14 protein-coding genes and 1 rRNA gene are annotated in these 17,354 nt (G+C 74.0%); 12 read left to right on the plus strand and 3 right to left on the minus strand.

The window, feature by feature from the left end; translation table 11 throughout:
• Positions 1 to 85: ribosomal RNA gene (rrf, locus tag AB0I89_RS05800) — 5S ribosomal RNA — on the plus strand; the annotation flags it as partial.
• Between the two features lie 90 nt (positions 86 to 175).
• Here rrf and AB0I89_RS05805 read toward each other — a convergent pair.
• Positions 176 to 1,855 carry a hypothetical protein gene (locus tag AB0I89_RS05805; protein WP_357120825.1) on the minus strand — a complete coding sequence of 560 codons (1,680 nt, stop codon included), beginning with the start codon at positions 1,853 to 1,855 and terminating at the stop codon, positions 176 to 178.
• A gap of 147 nt (positions 1,856 to 2,002) precedes the next feature.
• Between AB0I89_RS05805 and AB0I89_RS05810 the strand changes: the two genes are divergently transcribed.
• Positions 2,003 to 3,001 carry a hypothetical protein gene (locus AB0I89_RS05810; RefSeq protein WP_357120828.1) on the plus strand — a complete coding sequence of 333 codons (999 nt, stop codon included), beginning with the start codon at positions 2,003 to 2,005 and terminating at the stop codon, positions 2,999 to 3,001.
• Positions 2,998 to 4,023: an HAD-IIA family hydrolase gene (locus tag AB0I89_RS05815; protein ID WP_357120831.1), complete on the plus strand. Its 1,026-nt coding sequence runs from the start codon at positions 2,998 to 3,000 to the stop codon at positions 4,021 to 4,023. Before AB0I89_RS05810 ends, AB0I89_RS05815 begins: the two co-directional genes overlap by 4 nt.
• Positions 4,024 to 4,124: 101 nt before the next feature.
• Here AB0I89_RS05815 and AB0I89_RS05820 read toward each other — a convergent pair whose 3' ends face one another.
• Entirely contained in the window at positions 4,125 to 4,463 is a 339-nt protein-coding gene (locus AB0I89_RS05820) for an SCP2 sterol-binding domain-containing protein (protein ID WP_355050207.1), read from the minus strand.
• Positions 4,464 to 4,574: 111 nt separating this feature from the next.
• Here AB0I89_RS05820 and AB0I89_RS05825 point away from each other — a divergent pair, with 111 nt between their 5' ends.
• The 5 genes from AB0I89_RS05825 (at position 4,575) to AB0I89_RS05845 (ending at position 11,243) form a co-directional block, all read left to right on the plus strand.
• A complete protein-coding gene (locus tag AB0I89_RS05825; protein WP_357120835.1) occupies positions 4,575 to 5,222 on the plus strand; it encodes a hypothetical protein in 648 nt (215 codons plus the stop codon).
• Complete coding sequence (locus tag AB0I89_RS05830) at positions 5,219 to 5,500, plus strand: hypothetical protein (protein WP_357120838.1); 282 nt, start codon at positions 5,219 to 5,221, stop codon at positions 5,498 to 5,500. The genes AB0I89_RS05825 and AB0I89_RS05830 overlap by 4 nt, the downstream gene beginning before the upstream one ends.
• A gap of 37 nt (positions 5,501 to 5,537) precedes the next feature.
• Positions 5,538 to 6,392 carry a TlyA family RNA methyltransferase gene (locus AB0I89_RS05835; RefSeq protein ID WP_357120841.1) on the plus strand — a complete coding sequence of 285 codons (855 nt, stop codon included), beginning with the start codon at positions 5,538 to 5,540 and terminating at the stop codon, positions 6,390 to 6,392.
• Positions 6,393 to 6,480: 88 nt separating this feature from the next.
• A complete protein-coding gene (locus tag AB0I89_RS05840) occupies positions 6,481 to 7,365 on the plus strand; it encodes an NAD kinase (protein WP_357120844.1) in 885 nt (294 codons plus the stop codon).
• 158 nt (positions 7,366 to 7,523) lie between these two features.
• Positions 7,524 to 11,243, plus strand: a complete 3,720-nt coding sequence (locus AB0I89_RS05845) for a S8 family serine peptidase (protein WP_357120847.1) — start codon at positions 7,524 to 7,526, stop codon at positions 11,241 to 11,243.
• Between the two features lie 54 nt (positions 11,244 to 11,297).
• On the opposite strand, the gene AB0I89_RS05850 is transcribed toward AB0I89_RS05845, so the two are convergent.
• Positions 11,298 to 12,317, minus strand: a complete 1,020-nt coding sequence (locus AB0I89_RS05850) for a helix-turn-helix domain-containing protein (RefSeq protein WP_357120850.1) — start codon at positions 12,315 to 12,317, stop codon at positions 11,298 to 11,300.
• 102 nt (positions 12,318 to 12,419) lie between these two features.
• Between AB0I89_RS05850 and recN the strand changes: the two genes are divergently transcribed.
• The 4 genes from recN (at position 12,420) to AB0I89_RS05870 (ending at position 17,354) form a co-directional block, all read left to right on the plus strand.
• The gene (gene recN, locus AB0I89_RS05855) at positions 12,420 to 14,177 is read left to right on the plus strand and encodes a DNA repair protein RecN (protein WP_357120853.1); all 1,758 of its coding nucleotides are present in this window, start codon (positions 12,420 to 12,422) and stop codon (positions 14,175 to 14,177) included.
• 119 nt (positions 14,178 to 14,296) lie between these two features.
• Positions 14,297 to 15,475, plus strand: a complete 1,179-nt coding sequence (gene steA / locus AB0I89_RS05860) for a putative cytokinetic ring protein SteA (RefSeq protein WP_355050199.1) — start codon at positions 14,297 to 14,299, stop codon at positions 15,473 to 15,475.
• Between the two features lie 27 nt (positions 15,476 to 15,502).
• Positions 15,503 to 16,444, plus strand: a complete 942-nt coding sequence (locus AB0I89_RS05865) for a copper transporter (protein ID WP_355050198.1) — start codon at positions 15,503 to 15,505, stop codon at positions 16,442 to 16,444.
• Between the two features lie 43 nt (positions 16,445 to 16,487).
• Positions 16,488 to 17,354 (plus strand): hypothetical protein, encoded by an 867-nt coding sequence (locus AB0I89_RS05870; RefSeq protein ID WP_357120857.1) that lies wholly within the window; start codon positions 16,488 to 16,490, stop codon positions 17,352 to 17,354.

Here is a 17,354-nt window from a genome sequence, read left to right on the forward strand (position 1 = left end):
TCACATTCCGAACCCGGAAGCTAAGCCCTCCAGCGCCGATGGTACTGCACTCGTGAGGGTGTGGGAGAGTAGGACACCGCCGGACAATCTTTCAGTCGAGGGCCGCCCCATCAGGGTCGGCCCTCGACTGCGTGGCGCCATTGGTGGCGCAATCAGGAAGGATGTACCTGTGAGTTCAGGACCGCAGGGCGGAGATCGTCCCCGTCGTTACGAGGACCGCACCGACGGCCCCGGTGGACGCGACCGTGGAGCGCGCCGCGATGACCGGCCCCCGTACCGGGGAGACCGTGACAACGCCGGCGGCGCCCGTGGCGGCAACACCGGCGGCCGCGATGGCGGCGCCCGCAGTGGCGAGCGTCGTGAGGGTGGTTTCCGTGGTGGGGACCGTCGTGAGGGCGGTTACCAGGGTGGCGGTGACCGTGGTCGTTCCGGTCCGTCCCGTGAGGGTGGCTTCCGGGGCGGCGACCGCGAGGGTGGCGGCCGCGAGGGTGGTTTCCGTGGTGGCGACCGTCGTGAGGGTGGCTACCAGGGCGGCGGTGACCGTGGTCGTTCCGGTCCGTCCCGTGAAGGTGGCTTCCGCGGTGGTGACCGCGAGGGTGGCGGCCGCGAGGGTGGTTTCCGTGGTGGGGACCGTCGTGAGGGCGGCTACCAGGGTGGCGGTGACCGTGGTCGTTCCGGTCCGTCCCGTGAGGGTGGCTTCCGCGGCGGTGACCGTCGTGAAGGTGGCTTCCGCGGCGGCGACCGCGAGGGTGGTTTCCGTGGTGGCGACCGTCGTGAGGGCGGCTACCAGGGTGGCGGTGACCGTGGTCGCTCCGGTCCGTCCCGTGAGGGTGGCTTCCGGGGCGGTGACCGTGACGGTGGTTTCCGTGGTGGGGACCGTCGTGAAGGTGGCTACCAGGGTGGCGGTGACCGTGGTCGTTCCGGTCCGCCCCGTGAGGGTGGCTTCCGGGGCGGCGGCCGCGAGGGTGGCGGCCGCGAGGGTGGTTTCCGTGGTGGAGACCGTCGTGAGGGCGGCTACCAGGGCGGCGGTGACCGTGGTCGTTCCGGTCCGCCCCGCGAGGGTGGCTTCCGCGGCGGCGACCGCGACGGCGGCTTCCGTGGTGGCGACCGTCGTGAAGGTGGCTTCCGGGGTGGCGACCGCGAGGGTGGCTACCAGGGCGGCGGTGACCGTGGTCGTTCCGGTCCGTCCCGTGAGGGTGGCTTCCGCGGCGGCGACCGCGACGGCGGCTTCCGTGGTGGAGAGCGCCGTGAAGGCGGCTTCCGCGGTGGTGACCGCGAGGGCGGTTTCCGTGGTGGGGACCGTCGTGAGGGTGGCTACCAGGGCGGCGGTGACCGTGGTCGTTCCGGTCCGCCCCGCGAGGGTGGCTTCCGCGGCGGCGACCGCGACGGTGGTTCCCGTGGTGGCGACCGCCGTGAAGGTGGCTTCCGGGGTGGCGACCGCGAGGGCGGCTTCCGTGGTGGAGAGCGCCGTGAGGGTGGTTTCCGCGACGCGACGCGCTCCGGCGGGCCGCGCGAAGGTGGCTTCCGCAGCGGTGACCGCGAGGGCGGTTTCCGTGGTGGGGACCGTCGTGAGGGCGGCTACCAGGGTGGCGGTGACCGTGGTCGTTCCGGTCCGCCCCGCGAGGGTGGCTTCCGGGGCGGGGACCGTGACTCCGGTGGCTTCCGGGGCGGTGAGCGTGGCGCCTCGCGTCCGGGCGCGTCGCGCGAGGGTGGTTTCCGGGGTGGCGACCGTGATGGCGGTTTCCGAGGTGGCGACCGCCGGCAGGGTGGTGCTCCCCGTGAGGGTGGATACCGCGGTGGCGACCGTGACGGCGGCTTCCGGGCCGACGACCGGCCGCGTCGCGAGGACGACCACCGCCGCGACGAGCGTGGGGCCGGCCCGGAGGCGTCCGAGGGTGGGCGCGGCGCGGCCCCGGTCCTACCGGACGACATCGTCGCGACCGACCTCGACAAGGACGTCCGTGCCGAGCTGCTCTCGCTGAACAAGCCGGTCGCCGAGACCGTGGCCCGACACCTGGTCGCCACCGGTCAGCTGATCGACGAGGACCCGGCCGAGGCGTTGGCCCACGCGCTGGCCGCCCGGCGGCTGGCGTCGCGGATCTCCGCTGTCCGCGAGGCGGTCGGCTTGGCCGCGTACCACGCGGGGGAGTGGCAGACCGCGATCGCCGAGCTGCGGACGTACCACCGGATGACCGGTTTGCAGAGTCACCTCGCCGTGCTCGCCGACTGCGAGCGCGCGCTCGGCCGGCCGGAGCGGGCGATCGACCTGTACCGGGGCGCCGACCAGGAGAAGCTGGACCAGGCCGTCGCGATCGAGCTGCTGATCGTCGCCGCCGGGGCGCGGGGTGATCTCGGCCAGAAGGACGCCGCGGTCGCCATGCTCCAGGTGCCCGACCTGACCAGCGAGACGGCAGCGCCGTGGACGGCGCGACTGCGGTACGCGTATGCCGACGCGCTGCTCGCGGTGGGCCGGCGTGAGGAGGCTCGCGAGTGGTTCTCCCGTGCCGCCGACGTGGACACCGAGGGCGAGACCGACGCCGCGGAGCGGCTGCTCGAACTCGACGGCGTCGTCATCGAGGGCGACGAGGAGGACGAGACCGAGGAGATCGCCGCCGGACCGGGCACGCCGGGCGCCGTACCGGCTCAGCCGGACACGGACCTGACCGCAGGTGACGACGACGAGGACGACCCCGACGACGACGAGGACTTCGAGGACGAGGACCCCGACGACGACGAGGACTTCGAGGACGAGGACGAGGACTTCGACGACGACGAGGAGGACGGCGTCACCGGTCGCTTGGCGACGGACGCCGACCGGGTGGATGTCGAGGACGTCGACGGTGACGACGAGGACGTCGACGGTGACGACGACCTGCTCGCTCCGGAGAAGGACAACGCCTCCCCGGCTCTGACCACGCCCGCCGACGACGGTGGCCGGGTCGTGAGCGGCGACGAGACCGCCCCCATCCGGGGCGACGAGCCGGAGTCGACGCAGCGGTGAACGCGGACGCCGGGAAGCGGCTGATCGACGGGTACAGCCTGGTCGTCTTCGACCTGGACGGTGTGATCTACCTGATCGACCGGCCGATTCCCGGCGCCGTCGAGGCGGTGGCCCAACTTCACGCCGAGGGGCGGGCGGTGGCGTACGCCACCAACAACGCCTCACGTCGCTCCAGCGACGTCGCCGACCTGCTGACCGGGATGGGCGTGCCGGCGCGGCCGGAGGAGGTCCTCACCTCCGCGGCGGCGGCGGCCGAGCTGCTCCGCGACCGGCTCCCGGCCGGCGCTCGGGTGCTGGTGGTCGGCGCGGAGGCGCTGCGCGCCGAGCTACGGGCGGTCGGACTGACCCCGGTCGCTCGCGCCGACGAGAAGCCGGCCGCGGTGGTGCAGGGCTACGGCCCGCAGGTCGGCTGGGCCGAGTTGGCCGAGGCGTCGCTCGCGGTCCGGGCCGGCGCGATCTGGGTCGCCACCAACACCGACCGTACGCTGCCCAGCGCCCGAGGCCCGCTGCCGGGCAACGGGTCACTGGTCGCGGTGCTGCGGACCGCGTTGGAGCGGGATCCGGACCTGGTGGTCGGTAAGCCGGAGTCGGCCCTGTTCGACACCGCCGCCCGGCGCGGCGACGGCGGAAAGGCACTTGTCGTCGGAGACCGGCTGGACACCGACATCGAGGGCGCCCGTCGCGCGGGGCTGGACAGTCTGCTCGTCCTCACCGGTGTCAGTGACGTACCCGAGCTGCTCGCGGCCGAGCCACGACGGCGGCCCACGTACGTCGCGCGGGACCTGGCGGGGCTCTTCGACCCGGCGGCGGCGGTGCGGGTCCCGGGCCCGACGGACGCCGGCGGCTGGTCCGTCACGGACCGCGACGGGACGCTGGAGCTGGCGGGTAACGGCCGGGCGCTGGACGCGCTGGCCGCCCTGTGCGCGGCGGCCTGGGCGGCCCCGACGACGCCGGCGATCCGCCCGGCGGGCCCGGACGCGGCTGCCGCCCTGAAGAGCTTCGGGCTGCCCACCGACGCGTGAGGCCGACCACCGCGTGAGGCGGCCGTGCGGCGTAGAACCGGCTGACGGCGCTGACGGCTGAGGCCAGCCACCGCCACCCCGGGCCGGGGGAGCGCGAACCTCTAGAGGAGCTTGCGCAGCTTCATCAGGTCGAACGGGTTGGCCTTGATCGACACCCGGCGGGAGGTGACCGCCTTGGTGACGTCCAGATCGCCCCGGACGAGGGCGAGCAGGTCGTCGCTGGACGTGCTCAGCGCGATCTTGGCCTTCGGGTCGTCGCCGTCGGCCAGCTCGACGAGCCGGCCACCGCTGATCCGCCCGTGAAAGGCCGTGTCCAGGTCGGTGATGCGGCAGGCCAGAGTGCGCTCCAGGTCGATACGCTCACGGACCGTCTCGGCGTTGCGATCCAGCCGGGCGGCCAGCTCCTGCAACGCCTGCCGGCACTCGTCCACGCTGGCCACATGTCCCCCTCGCCGATCGCCACGCCGTCCCCGGCACCGTACCGCACGGGACAGTCCGGGGTGCCCGGTAGCGTGACACCTGCAGACCCCGCCCGATGGAAGGACCAAGGCATGCAGGACGCGTGGCGCGCCTACCTCGAACTGGCCCTGGGCCTGGCGGAGGCGCCCCGGAAGAAGGCGCAGGACGCGGTGCGTCGTGTCGTCGGCACGGGCGGGGCGACCGCCGCCCAGCTGCAGGCGCTCGGCGAGGAGTTGGTCAGCACCAGCGCCGCCAACCGGGAGTCGTTGACCAAGCTGGTCCGCTTCGAGGTCGACCGGGCCCTCGGCGCGGTCGGTCTGGCGACGGCCGACGAGGTGGCCGAGCTGACCCGACGGGTACGGGATCTGGAGCGGCAACTGCGCGAGGCGCGGGCCACCGAGTCCCCCGCGGCGACGACGGCCGGCGGTCCGTCCGCCGCCGAGCCCGCGCCGAAGTCCACGTCGCAGCCCGATCCGACCCGAGCGGCGCAGCCCGGCGACGGCCTGGTGCCGTCGGACGGCCCCGCCGGAGCGCCCGTCGCCCAGCAGACCGCCGCGCCCGTCGCGAAGAAGGCGATCGCGAAGAAGGCCGTCGCGAAGAAGGCCATTGCCCGCAAGCCTCCCGCGACGATCAGCCGGACCGGCGACGATCAGTCAGCCGACCAGGACGACACCCCGACTCCGGCGGACATGCCGGCGAAGAAGGCCGTCCGTAAGCGCCGCCCGGATGGTGGGTCGTGACCGACGGCGTTCGTCCGGGCCCACCCGGGGGCTTCCGGCCCGGCCCGCCGCCGGCCGGCCCGTTCGCGGCCCGGCCGGGTCCGCCAGTCGGCGCCCGCCCCGGCCCGCCGCCCGACCTGGCGACCGGTGCCGACGACGCCGCGAGCCACCCGGCGGTCGAGGCGGCCGTGCGGGCCATGGACAACGCGGCGGCGCTCGCCCCGGCCGACCAGATCGCCCAGTACGAGGCGGCCTACGAGACGCTACGCGAGACCCTCGCCACGATCGATCAGACCTGACCAGGGCGACTCCGCCCGACAGACCGGAGAAACACCCATGGCACGTCGCAACCGGCTGGACGCCGAACTCGTCCGTCGCGGGCTGGCCCGCTCACGTGAGCAGGCCGCCGCGCTGGTCGAGGCCGGCCGGGTCCACCTGCGCGGAGTGACCGCGCGCAAGGCCGCCGCGATGGTCGACCCCGCCGACCCGCTGCTGGTCACCGGCGAGGACCCGACCGAGGAGTACGTCTCCCGGGGCGGGCACAAGCTCGCCGGTGCGTTGGCCGCGTTCGGCGGGCTGCGCGTCGCCGGACGGCGCTGCCTGGACGCGGGTGCCTCGACCGGGGGCTTCACCGACGTGCTGCTGCGCGCCGACGCCGCCGAGGTGGTGGCCGTGGACGTCGGCTACGGGCAGCTCGCCTGGTCCCTGCGGACCGACGAGCGCGTCCGGGTGCTGGAACGCACAAACGTCCGTACCCTCGTCGCCGACGCGATCGGTGGGCCGGTCGACCTGACGGTGGCCGACCTGTCGTTCATCTCGTTGCGGCTGGTGCTGCCCGCGTTGGCCGGCTGCACCCGCGACGACGGCGACCTGGCCCTGATGGTGAAGCCGCAGTTCGAGGTGGGCAAGGAACGGGTCGGGGCCGGTGGCGTGGTCCGCGACCCGGCGTTGCGCGCCGAGGCGGTGCTCGACGTGGCCGCGGCGGCGGCCCAGCTCGGCCTCGGCCTGGCGGACGTGGCGGCCAGCCCGCTGCCGGGGCCCAGCGGCAACGTCGAGTTCTTCGTATGGTTGCGCCGGGGCGCGCCGGCGGCCGACCCGCAGCGGGTACGGGCCGTGGTGGACGCCGGGCCGGACGGCACGACGACGGCCGGCGACGTGCCGGGCGTGGCGGCGGAGGAGGTCGCGGGGTGAAGGCGTACAGCGAGCGGCACACGACGGCACGTGGGCGTGCCGGGGCATGGCTGTCGGGCCGTGCGGTCGCGGACGGGCGGCCGGTCCGATGAGCCGCACGGCGCTGCTGGTGACCCACACCGGTCGTCGGCGCAGCACCGAGCACGCCCGGTCGGTCGCCGCCGACCTCATCGCCGCGGGCTTCGAGGTGCGGGTGGTCGCCGAGGAGGCCGAGGACCTCGACCTGCCCGGAACGGTTCCGGTCACCGGTCCGGAGGCCGCCGAGGGCGCCGAGATCGTCTTCGCGCTGGGCGGGGACGGCACCTTCCTGCGCGCGGCGGAGTTGGCCCGCCCGGCGAAGGCGCCACTGCTCGGCATCAACCTCGGCAAGGTGGGCTTCCTCGCCGAGGCGGAGATCAACGATCTGGACCACGCGGTCCGGGACGTCGTCGAGCGCAACTACACCGTGCACGAGCGGCTCACGCTCGACGTCACGGCCGAGTTCGACGGTGGCCCGACCATCGAGTCGTGGGCGCTCAACGAGATCAGCGTCGAGAAGGGCGAACGGGCGCAGATGCTCGAACTCCTCGTCGACGTGGACGGCCGCCCGTTGTCCCGCTACGGCTGCGACGGCGTGGTCTGCGCCACCCCCACCGGCTCCACCGCGTACGCGTTCTCCGGCGGCGGTCCGGTGGTCTGGCCGGAGGTGGAGGCCCTGCTGCTGGTGCCGATCAGCGCGCACGCGTTGTTCAGCCGGCCCCTGGTCACCGCCCCCACCTCGACGTTCGTCATCACCGTCGACCCGTTCACGACCCTCGCCGTGCTCGCCTGCGACGGCCGGCGGGTCTACGACCTGCCGCCCGGTGCCCGGGTGACGGTGCGTCGAGGAGCCCTGCCGGTGCGCATCGTGCGGCTGCGTGCCCGTCCGTTCACCGACCGGCTGGTCGCCAAGTTCGGCCTGCCGGTGCACGGGTGGCGGGGCAGCCGCCGGTGACGGTGGCACACACCGTCGGTGTCCGGCGGTTGTCCACCTGACGACATGTCGCCGCTGCGGCGGCGAGAGGCTAGTGACCTGGTTGTGCGCTGCGTCGCAGACTCCCATCGGTCCTCATCCACGGATGTCGGGCCCGAAGGAGTGAAGGAGCGCATCGCATGCACTGGTCCCCCCGCTGGCTCAGCGCCGGCGCGGTCGGCGCGTTGGTGGTCGGCCTCGCCGCGCCGGCTTCCGCCGAGCCGCCCGTCCGGCCCACCGGCCCGAGCCTGGGCGCGTCCGCCCCGGCCGTCGCGCCCGTCCGCATCACCCTCATCACCGGCGACCAGGTCGAACTGTCGCCGGCCGCGCCGGGTCGGGTCGCCGCCACGGTACGCCCGGGACCCGGGCGGGAGCGGATCATCTTCCAGACCCTCGAGGTCGACGGCGGGCTGCGGGTCCTGCCCAGCGACGTCGCTCCCTTCATCTCCAGCGGTGTCCTCGACGCCAACCTGTTCGACGTGCAGGAGTTGGCCGCCGACGGCTACGGCGACGCCGCGCAGGGCGCGCTGCCGCTGATCGTGCGCTACCAGGAGCCGTCCGCCGGCCGGGTCCGGCCGCTCGGCGGCGTCACCGACGCCCGGCCCCTGCCGAGCATCAACGGGGCCGCGCTGCGGGTCGACAAGGCTGACCTGGGTGGCCTGTGGACCACGCTCGCCGGCACGCCGACGACCCGGACCACGACCGCCGCGCCCCGGCTGGGCGGCGGCGTCGCCCACGTCTGGTTGGACGGTCGGGTGCGCCCGACGTTGGAGCACAGCGTCCCGCAGATCGGCGCTCCGGCGGCCTGGGCGGCCGGCCGCGACGGCAGCGGCGTGACGGTGGCCGTGCTCGACACCGGTGTCGACGCCACCCACCCCGACCTGGCCGGCCGGATCGCCGAGGAGCGGGACTTCTCCGGCAGCGGCAGCGCCCGTGACGGCCACGGCCACGGCACCCACGTCGCCGCCACCATCGCGGGCAGCGGAGCGGCGTCGGCGGGGCTGCGCAAGGGCGTCGCCCCGGGCGCGCGGCTGCTGGTCGGCAAGGTGCTCGACGACGGCGGCGCCGGCTACGACTCGGCCATCATCGCCGGCATGGAGTGGGCCGCCCACTCCGGCGCGAAGGTCGTCAGCATGAGCCTCGGCGGCGGTCCGACCGACGGCACCGACCCGATGAGCCAGGCGGTGAACGACCTGACCGCCGAGACGGGCGCGCTGTTCGTGATCGCGGCCGGCAACTCGGGCGAGGCGCGGAGCGTCAACGCGCCGGGCGCGGCCGCGGCGGCGCTCACCGTCGGCGCGGTCGACCGCGACGACAATCTGGCGGACTTCTCCAGCCGGGGACCGCGCGTGGGCGACAACGGCATCAAGCCCGAGATCACCGCGCCGGGCGTGGGCATCGTCGCCGCGCGGGCCGCCGGCACCACCATGGGTACGCCGGTCGACGACGCCTACACGGCGGCGTCCGGGACGTCCATGGCCACCCCGCACGTGGCGGGCGCGGCGGCGATCCTCGCCCAGGACCACCCGGACTGGAAGGCCGGCGCGCTCAAGGACGCACTGGTCAGCACCACGAAGGCGAATCCGGAGCTGACCGTCTTCGAGCAGGGCGGTGGTCGGGTCGACGTGGCGCGGGCGCTCACCCAACGGGTGTACGCGTCGGCCACCGCCGACTTCGGCCGGGTCACCACCGGCGGACCGGTGGCCGAGCGCAGTGTGACGTACACCAATGGCACCTCCGTCGCGCGGACCCTGCGCCTGGCCCTGGAGCTGCGCAACCTGGACAGCGGCGCGGCCGAGACCGACGGCGTCGCCGTCGGCGCGGGCGAGGTGACCGTGCCGGCGGGCGGCAGCGTGGCCGTGCCGCTGCGGGCGGACCCGGCGAAGCTGGCCCGGGGCCCGCACGGGGGCGCTCTCGTGGCGACCGGCGCGGACGGCGTCGCCGTGCGCACGCCGGTGGGCCTCACCGTCAGCGGACCGCAGCACGACGTCACGATCAAGGTGCTGGGCCGGCAGGGTCAGCTGACCCTCTCGCCCGCCCTGACCCTCTTCGGTGAGCAGCCCGAATCGGACTACTGGGGCTGGTGGCCGGGCGAGGGCACCCTGCGGGTCGAGGAGGGCAGCTATCTGCTGACCGCGCTGGTGGAGCACGGCGTTCCCCTGGACGAGCAGTTGACCCAGGCCATCGAACCCGAGCTGAACGTCGACCGGGACCTGACGGTCGTGCTCGACGCCCGCACGGGTACGCCGGTACGCGTCGAGACGCCGAAGCCCAGCGAGCAGCGGGCCACCCTCAGCTTCTACGTGCACCGGGTGTTGGGCAACGGCCGGCAGATCGACCACGGCGTTATGGCGTACAGCACCGTCCAGCAGGTCAATGTCACGCCGACCCGCCCGGTGCGCCAGGGTGAGTTCGAGTTCGCCTCCCGCTGGCAGCTCGTCGCGCCCATGGTGGACGCCACGGTCACCGGTGTGTCCGCGCCGTCGGACATCAACCTGCTGGGCTCGTCCCCGGCGCCGACCGGGCGACGGAAGCTGCCGCTGGTCTGGGCGGGCACCGGCACGCCCGCCGAGCTGACCCGGGCGCGGGGCGCGGCGGCGTTGCTCACCACCGATGAGAACCGCAGCGAGGAGGAGCAGGTGGCCGCGGCGGCGGCGGCCGGCGCGGCGGCGGTCCTGATCGTCCGCCCCGAGGATCAGAGCGCGTGGACGGTCTGGCGTCCCGAGGGGGAGCGGCTCGGTGTCCCGGCGATGGTCGTGGCGTACGACGACGGGCAGCGACTCATCGCGGCGGCGCGTCGGGGTCGCGCGACGCTGGACCTCACGCTGACCGTGGACAGCCCCTACCTGTACGACGTGTGGCAGGTGTCGAAGGGGCGGGTGCCGGAGCGCATCGTGCACACGGTCACTGCGGGAAACACCGCCGAGGTGACCGCGCGGTACGGCGACACCGGCGCGGGCTGGGCCACCGAGGAGCGGTTCGGTTGGCGTCCGTGGCAGGAGTACGCCTGGAACGACGACCAGCGCCTGGTCCACAACGGGACCACCCGGCAGGAGTTCGTCAGCGCCGGCGACAACTGGTGGCAGCACCGGGTGCTGCACAAGCAGATGTTCATGCAGTGGGGGCAGTTGACCGGCGGGCTCACCCAGGAGCCCCGGCGGTACGCCGCCGACGACCGCGAGACCGAGTCCTGGCACGCTCCGGTGGTCCGTCCGGCCGTGCCGGCGACCGGCGCGCCGGTGCCGACGCGCAAGGGCGACGTCCTCGACGTGCGGGTGCCCGAGTTCGTCGACGCCGACGGGCACTACAGCGTGGCGGGCAACAGCGAGGAGTCGGACAGCGTCGAGGCCCGCCTCAGCCGGGACGGGCGGCAGATCGCCGACCTGTCCGACGGCTGGACGCCGGTGCCGACCACGGCCGCGGCGGCCCGTTACCGCCTCGACATGACGACGCGGCGGGCCTCGGACGGGTGGCGTTACGGCACCCGGACGGACACGGCGTGGCAGTTCACCTCGGCCCGCCCGGCGGGTGCGGCGGCGACGCCGCTGTCGCTGCTGCAGGTGGACTACCGGGTGCCGGCCGACCTGTCCGGCACCGTGCCCGGCAACCGCCCGCACCAGGTGGGGCTGAGCCTGCGCCAGCCCGCCGGGGTGTCCGCCGCGAAGGGCGCCAGTGTGACCGTGCAGGTCTCCTTCGACGAGGGCGTCACCTGGCGGTCCGTACCGACCCACGGGTCGGGCGTCCGCTACACGGCGACGGTGCCGGCCGGACGCGGAACGGTGTCGCTGCGGGTGCACGCCGCCGACCGGGCCGGTAACACCGTCGACCAGACGGTGCTGCGGGCGTACGGGCTGCGCTGATCGCCGAACCCGGCCGGGCCCACCGTCGTGTCGATGGTGGGCCCGGCCGCGTCGTCAGAGCCAGCCGCGCCGGGCGACCTGGAACGCCAGCCCGGGACGGGTGTCGACACCGGCGGCGTCCATCAGGTCGGCGAGGCGGCGCTGCACCGTCCGGCGACTCACCCCGAGTTGGGAGGCGATGGACTTGTCCGGTACGCCGGCCACGAACAGCGACAGCAGTCGCGCCTCGTCGGCGTCGGGCCGGTAGCCGTCGGCCGGACGGTCGTCGCCGGTGTCGCGGCGGTGCTCGGACGTCGCGCCGGACAACGGATCGTCGAGCCGCAGCCGGGTGGCGACCCGCCAGTGACTCTCGAAGAGGGCGAGCAGCGCGTCGAGCAGTTGACTGCGACCGATCACCGCGGCGCTCGGCTCGCCGCCGTACCGGTCGGGCACCAGCGGGCAGATGGCGGTGCGCCCGTCCACGATGGCCAGTCGGACCGGCAGGCGGTCCAGCACCCGGGCCTGCTCACCGGCGGCGACCCCCTTGGCCAGGTCGGCCAGCGCGCCCGGTTCCAGCAGCAGGTCCCGCTCGTAGATGGCGCGGTAGCTCACCCCACGGGCGAGGGCGTCGAACTCCTCGACGTTCTCCGGGCCGGCCATCGCGAGGGGGTTGGCGCGGCAGAACCACAGCACCTCCTCGCGGGCCGAGTTCTGCAGGTCACGCAGTCGGTCGCGGAGCGTCCGTCCGCCACGGATCACCTCGACCAGGTGGTCGACGTGATGGCGGCGCAGGCCGGCGCGGTACTCCTCGGCCAGTTGGGTGACCCGGCGGCGGGCGGCCTCCAGGTCCTCCTGGCGGCGCAGCAACGTGGCGCCGAGGGCGACGTCCGGCGCGGTCGGGCGCAGCGGGCCGTCCGGGTCGTTCTCGGTGGGCTGCACGAGACCCTTGGCCCGTAACGCCTCGATCTGCTCGACGACCTGCGCCCGGGGCCGTCCCAGCCGGCCGGCCAGCTCGTCGACGCGAGCCGTGGTGAGCTGGAGCAGGCAGCGGTACAGCTCCTCCTCGGCGGGGGTCAGGCCGATCACGTCCAACACGGGGCAAGACTGTACGTCGGCGAGGTCACGGCCGCAGCGCGGCCCGGTCGTGGGGCCCGTCGGCTGGTCAACTGTCGGCCCACGCGTCTACTGTCGGGTGCTGTGCTGGAAGAGCTGCGCATCACCGGACTCGGCGTCATCGAGGACACCACACTGCCGTTGACCGGCGGCATGAACGTCATCACCGGCGAGACCGGTGCCGGCAAGACGATGGTGGTCACCGGCCTCGGCCTGCTCTTCGGCGGCCGGGCCGACGCCGGGCGGGTGCGTGCCCAGCCGGGCCGGGCCGTGGTCGAGGGGCGGCTACGCCTCACCGGTCGCGTCGCCGACACGGTGCACGCCCGGATCGGCGACGCCGGTGGCGAGCCCGACGAGGACGGCTCGCTGCTGCTGAGTCGTACGGTGACCGTGGAGGGCCGCTCGCGGGCCCACCTGGGTGGCCGGAGCATGCCCGTGTCGATGCTCGGCGAGGTCGGCGAGCAGGCGGTGGCCGTGCACGGTCAGTCCGACCAGCTGCGCCTGCTGCGTCCGGCCGAGCAGCGGGCCGCGCTGGACCGGTTCGCCGGGCCGGCGCACGAGAAGCTGCTCGACGCGCTGCGCGAGGCGTACACCGGTTGGCGGCGGATCGTCGATGACCTGGCCGACCGGCGGCGCAACGCCCGCGAGCGCAGCCAGGAGGCCGACCTGTTGCGGCTCGGCCTCGACGAGATCACCCGCGTCGACCCGCAGCCCGGCGAGGACGACGAGCTCAAGACCGAGGCGCAGCGGCTGGAGCACGCCGAGGGTCTGCGGACGGCCGCGCAGCTGGCCCAGCAGTGCGTGGCGGGCGGCGCGGACGCGGCCGACGAGACGCCCGACGCGGCGGCGCTGCTCGGCACGGCCCGGCGCACTCTGGAGGCGCAGGCCGGCACCGATCCCGCGCTGGGCGAGCTGGCGGCCCGCCTGGAGGAGGCGGCCACCCTGGTCACCGACGTGTCGGCGGAGCTGTCGGCGTACCTGGCGACGCTGGATGCCGACCCGGCCCGGTTGCAGCACGTCTACGAGCGGCGGGCCGCGTTGCGCGCGTTGACCCGCAAGTACGCCGACGACGTCGACGGGGTCGTCGCGTGGGCCGAGCGGGCCCGCACCCGACTGTCCGACCTGGACACCTCCGACGACCTGCTCGACGAGCTGGACCGGGAGGGGCAGCGGCTGGCCGCGGAGGTGGCCGACCTGGCTGCCCGGGTGTCGGTGTCCCGGCAGGAGGCGGCGGTCCGCTTCGCCGACCAGGTCACCGTCGAGTTGGCCGGTCTGGCGATGCCGCACGCGCGGATCGAGGTGGCGGTGCTGCCCCGACCGGCGGGCCGGGCCGAGCCGTCGTTGACGGTCAACGGCGTCGAGGTGGGTGTCGCGGCCGACGGCGGCGACGAGGTGGAGTTGCGGCTGTTGGCCCACCCGGGCGCGCCGTCGTTGCCGTTGCAGCGCGGCGCCTCCGGCGGTGAGCTGTCCCGGGTGATGCTCGCCATCGAGGTGGTCTTCGCCGGCTCCGGCGGGCCGCCCACGCTCGTCTTCGACGAGGTCGACGCGGGTGTCGGCGGTCAGGCCGCGGTGGAGATCGGCCGGCGGCTGGCCCGGCTGGCCCGCAGTCACCAGGTGTTGGTCGTCACACACCTGCCGCAGGTGGCCGCGTTCGCCGACCGGCATCTCGTGGTCGCGAAGGACACCGGCGGCGCGGTGACGACCAGCGGTGTACGGGTCGTGGAGGACACCGAACGCGCCCGGGAACTGGCCCGCATGCTGGCCGGTTTGCCCGATTCGGATCTGGGTATCGCCCACGCCGAGGAGCTTCTGGCCGTCGCGGCGAAGGAAAGGCGGTTGTGACGCCGCGTATTGTGGGCGCAAGCACACCGGCTCGCGTCGGCGTGTGCTTCCCTGGGTAGGCGGCCCTGCTCAGGCATGTCGCGACAGAAAAGCCTGCCTCACATGCCAGGATGGTCACGATGCGTCTACCCACGTTGCGCCGGAACCGGAATGCCGAACCGGGCAGAGTCCTCGGCACCGCGCGCCTTGATCGCCGGACGAAACGCCTGGTCGGCCGGCTTCGCCCCGGTGACATCGCGGTCATCGACCACGTCGACCTGGACCGGGTGGCGGCCGACTCGTTGGTCGCTGTCGGTGTCGCCGCGGTCCTCAACGCCAAGCCGTCGGTCTCCGGCCGCTATCCCAACCTCGGGCCGGAGGTGTTGATCGCCGCCGGGATCCCGCTGCTGGACGACCTCGGCGAGGGCGTCTTCGAGCGCATCCGCGAGGGTGACCAGGTACGCGTCGAGGGCAACACCGTGTTCGCGGGCGAGGAGCCGGTGGCGCACGGCACCCTGCAGGACGCCGAGTCGGTCGCCAAGGCGATGTCCGACGCCCGGGAGGGGCTGTCGGTGCAGTTGGAGGCGTTCGCCGCCAACACGATGGACTACCTGCGCCAGGAACGCGACCTGCTGCTCGACGGCGTGGGCGTACCGGACATCCAGACCCAGATCCAGGGCCGACACTGCCTGATCGTGGTGCGCGGCTACGACTACAAGGCCGACCTGGACGTGCTGCGCCCGTACATCCGGGAGTTCAAGCCGGTGTTGATCGGCGTGGACGGCGGCGCGGACGCGCTGGTCGAGGCCGGGTACACCCCTGACATGATCATCGGGGACATGGATTCGGTCACCGACGACGTGCTGCGCTGCGGCGCCGAGGTGATCGTGCACGCCTACCCGGACGGTCGGGCGCCCGGTCTGCCCCGGGTCAACGGGCTCGGCGTCCCCGCCATCACGTTCCCGGCGGCGGCGACCAGCGAGGACCTGGCGATGCTGCTGGCCGACGAGAAGGGCGCCTCCCTGCTGGTCGCGGTCGGCACCCACGCCACCCTCGTCGAGTTCCTCGACAAGGGGCGCGGCGGGATGGCCTCGACGTTCCTGACCCGGCTGAAGGTCGGCGGCAAGCTGGTCGACGCCAAGGGTGTGAGCCGGCTCTACCGGCAGAGCATCTCCGGCTCGTCGTTGCTGCTGCTGGTGCTCTCGGCGATCGCGGCGATGGCCTCCGCGGTGGCGGTCTCCACCGTCGGGAAGGCGTACCTGGGTGTGGTCGCCGAGTGGTGGGACAATTTCGTGTTCCAGCTGTACCGGCTCTTCTAGTTCCCGAGCGATCAAGAGGCTGCAAGCGTGATCAACTTCCGCTACCACGTGGTGTCCCTCACCGCGGTCTTCCTGGCTCTGGCGATCGGCCTGGTGGTCGGCACCGCCGCCCTCAACGGCCCGGTCGCCGACTCGCTCAAGCAGCAGGTCACCGGGTTGCGCAAGGACAACCAGCAGTGGCGTCAGCAGGTCGCCAACATGGAGAAGCAGCTCGGTCTGGAAGAGGAGTTCGCCGAGGAGATGTCCCAGGTGGTCCTGCCGGGCACCCTCACCGGACGCCGGGTGGTGGTGCTCAGCCTGCCGAACGGGCGTGACCACACCGAGGGTGTGCTCAAGAAGCTGCAGCAGGCCGGCGCCACCATCACCGGTCGGGTCGACCTGCAGGACAAGTTCATCAACCCGGACAACAACTCCAACCTGCTGGAGTTGGCCGTCACCGCCGCCCGGCCCACCGCGCAGACCACCGGCCTGCCCGGCAACGGGCACGGCGTGGAGACCTCCAGCGCGCTGCTGGCCAGCGTCCTGCTGGACCGCGCCCAGGGCACCGCGCCGGTCAGCGACGCCGACCGGCGGGCGGTGCTCGCCGCGTACAACAACGCCGGCTACCTGACCACCGACAACAACAAGGTGACCGGCCCGGCGGAGGCGGTCGTCGTGGTGAGCGGCCAGCCGTATGTCGACAAGGACTCCGAGAAGCGGGACGAGTCGGTCGTCAAGATCGCCGAGCAGTTCGACCGGACCGGGGCGATCGTGGTGGGCGGCAACGGCTCCGCCGGCGGCAACGTGGTGTCCGTGGTCCGTGGCGACCCGGTGCTGTCGCAGACCATCTCGACCGTCGACAACGCCAACACCGTCCAGGGGCAACTGGTCACCAGTCTGGCGCTGGTGCAGCAGCTCACCGAGAAGAAGGCCGGCCAGTACGGCGTCGGCGACAACGCCGCGTCCCTGCTGCCTAGACTGCCCCAGTGAGCGAACGACGTACCGCCGTGTCCGTAATCGACGAGGTGCCGGCATGAGCACGCTGGGACGGCTGCTGGTCGCCGCCGCCGGAGCGGCCGCCGCCCGGTACGCGCTGCGCGAGGTGCGGACCGCCCCGGTGGGGCCGGCGCTGGAGCGCACCAACTTCCGCGGCCGTACGGTGACCCTCGCCGCCGGTCCGGCGCTCGCGGCCGGCGCGACCGCCGCGGGCGCGTTCGGCGCGACGAGTGCCGCCTCCGGTGGCGCCGCCCTGGTCGCCGGCCTCGGCGCCGGTGGTGTCGGGCTCTACGACGACGTGGTCGGGGCACGACCGGAGCAGAAGGCGGCCAAGGGCTTCGCCGGGCACCTCGCCGCGTTGCGTGCGGGGCGGGTCACCGCCGGGCTCGTCAAGGTGGTCGGGGTGGGGGCGGCCGGGCTGGGCGCCGCCGCACTGCTCGCCGCCGACCCCCGCGTCGCCGCGCACCCGCGCCGGCAGCGCCACGGCGCGTTCGGCCGGGGAGTCGACGTGCTGCTCGGCGCTGGCGTGATCGCCGGCACCGCCAACCTGCTCAACCTGCTCGACCTGCGACCCGGCCGGGCCATCAAGTCCGGGCTGCTGCTGGGCGCGCCGCTGACCGGCGGCCCGCACGGCGGGATCGCCGCCGGCGCGGCCGGCGCCGCCGCCGGACTGCTCGGCGACGACCTGTCCGAGAACGTCATGGTCGGCGACAGCGGCGCGAACGCGCTCGGCGCGCTGCTCGGTGTGGCGCTCGCCGCCCGCACCGGTCCGCTCGGTCGGGCCGGCCTGCTCGCCGTGCTGGCCGGGCTCACCGCCGCCAGCGAGAAGGTCAGCTTCACGGCGGTGATCCAGCGGACCCCGGGCCTGCGGGAGCTCGACGCCCTGGGCCGGCGCACCGACTGA

Origin of the sequence: Micromonospora sp. NPDC049801 (genome assembly GCF_040656575.1) — a bacterium.
Classification (GTDB): domain Bacteria; phylum Actinomycetota; class Actinomycetes; order Mycobacteriales; family Micromonosporaceae; genus Micromonospora.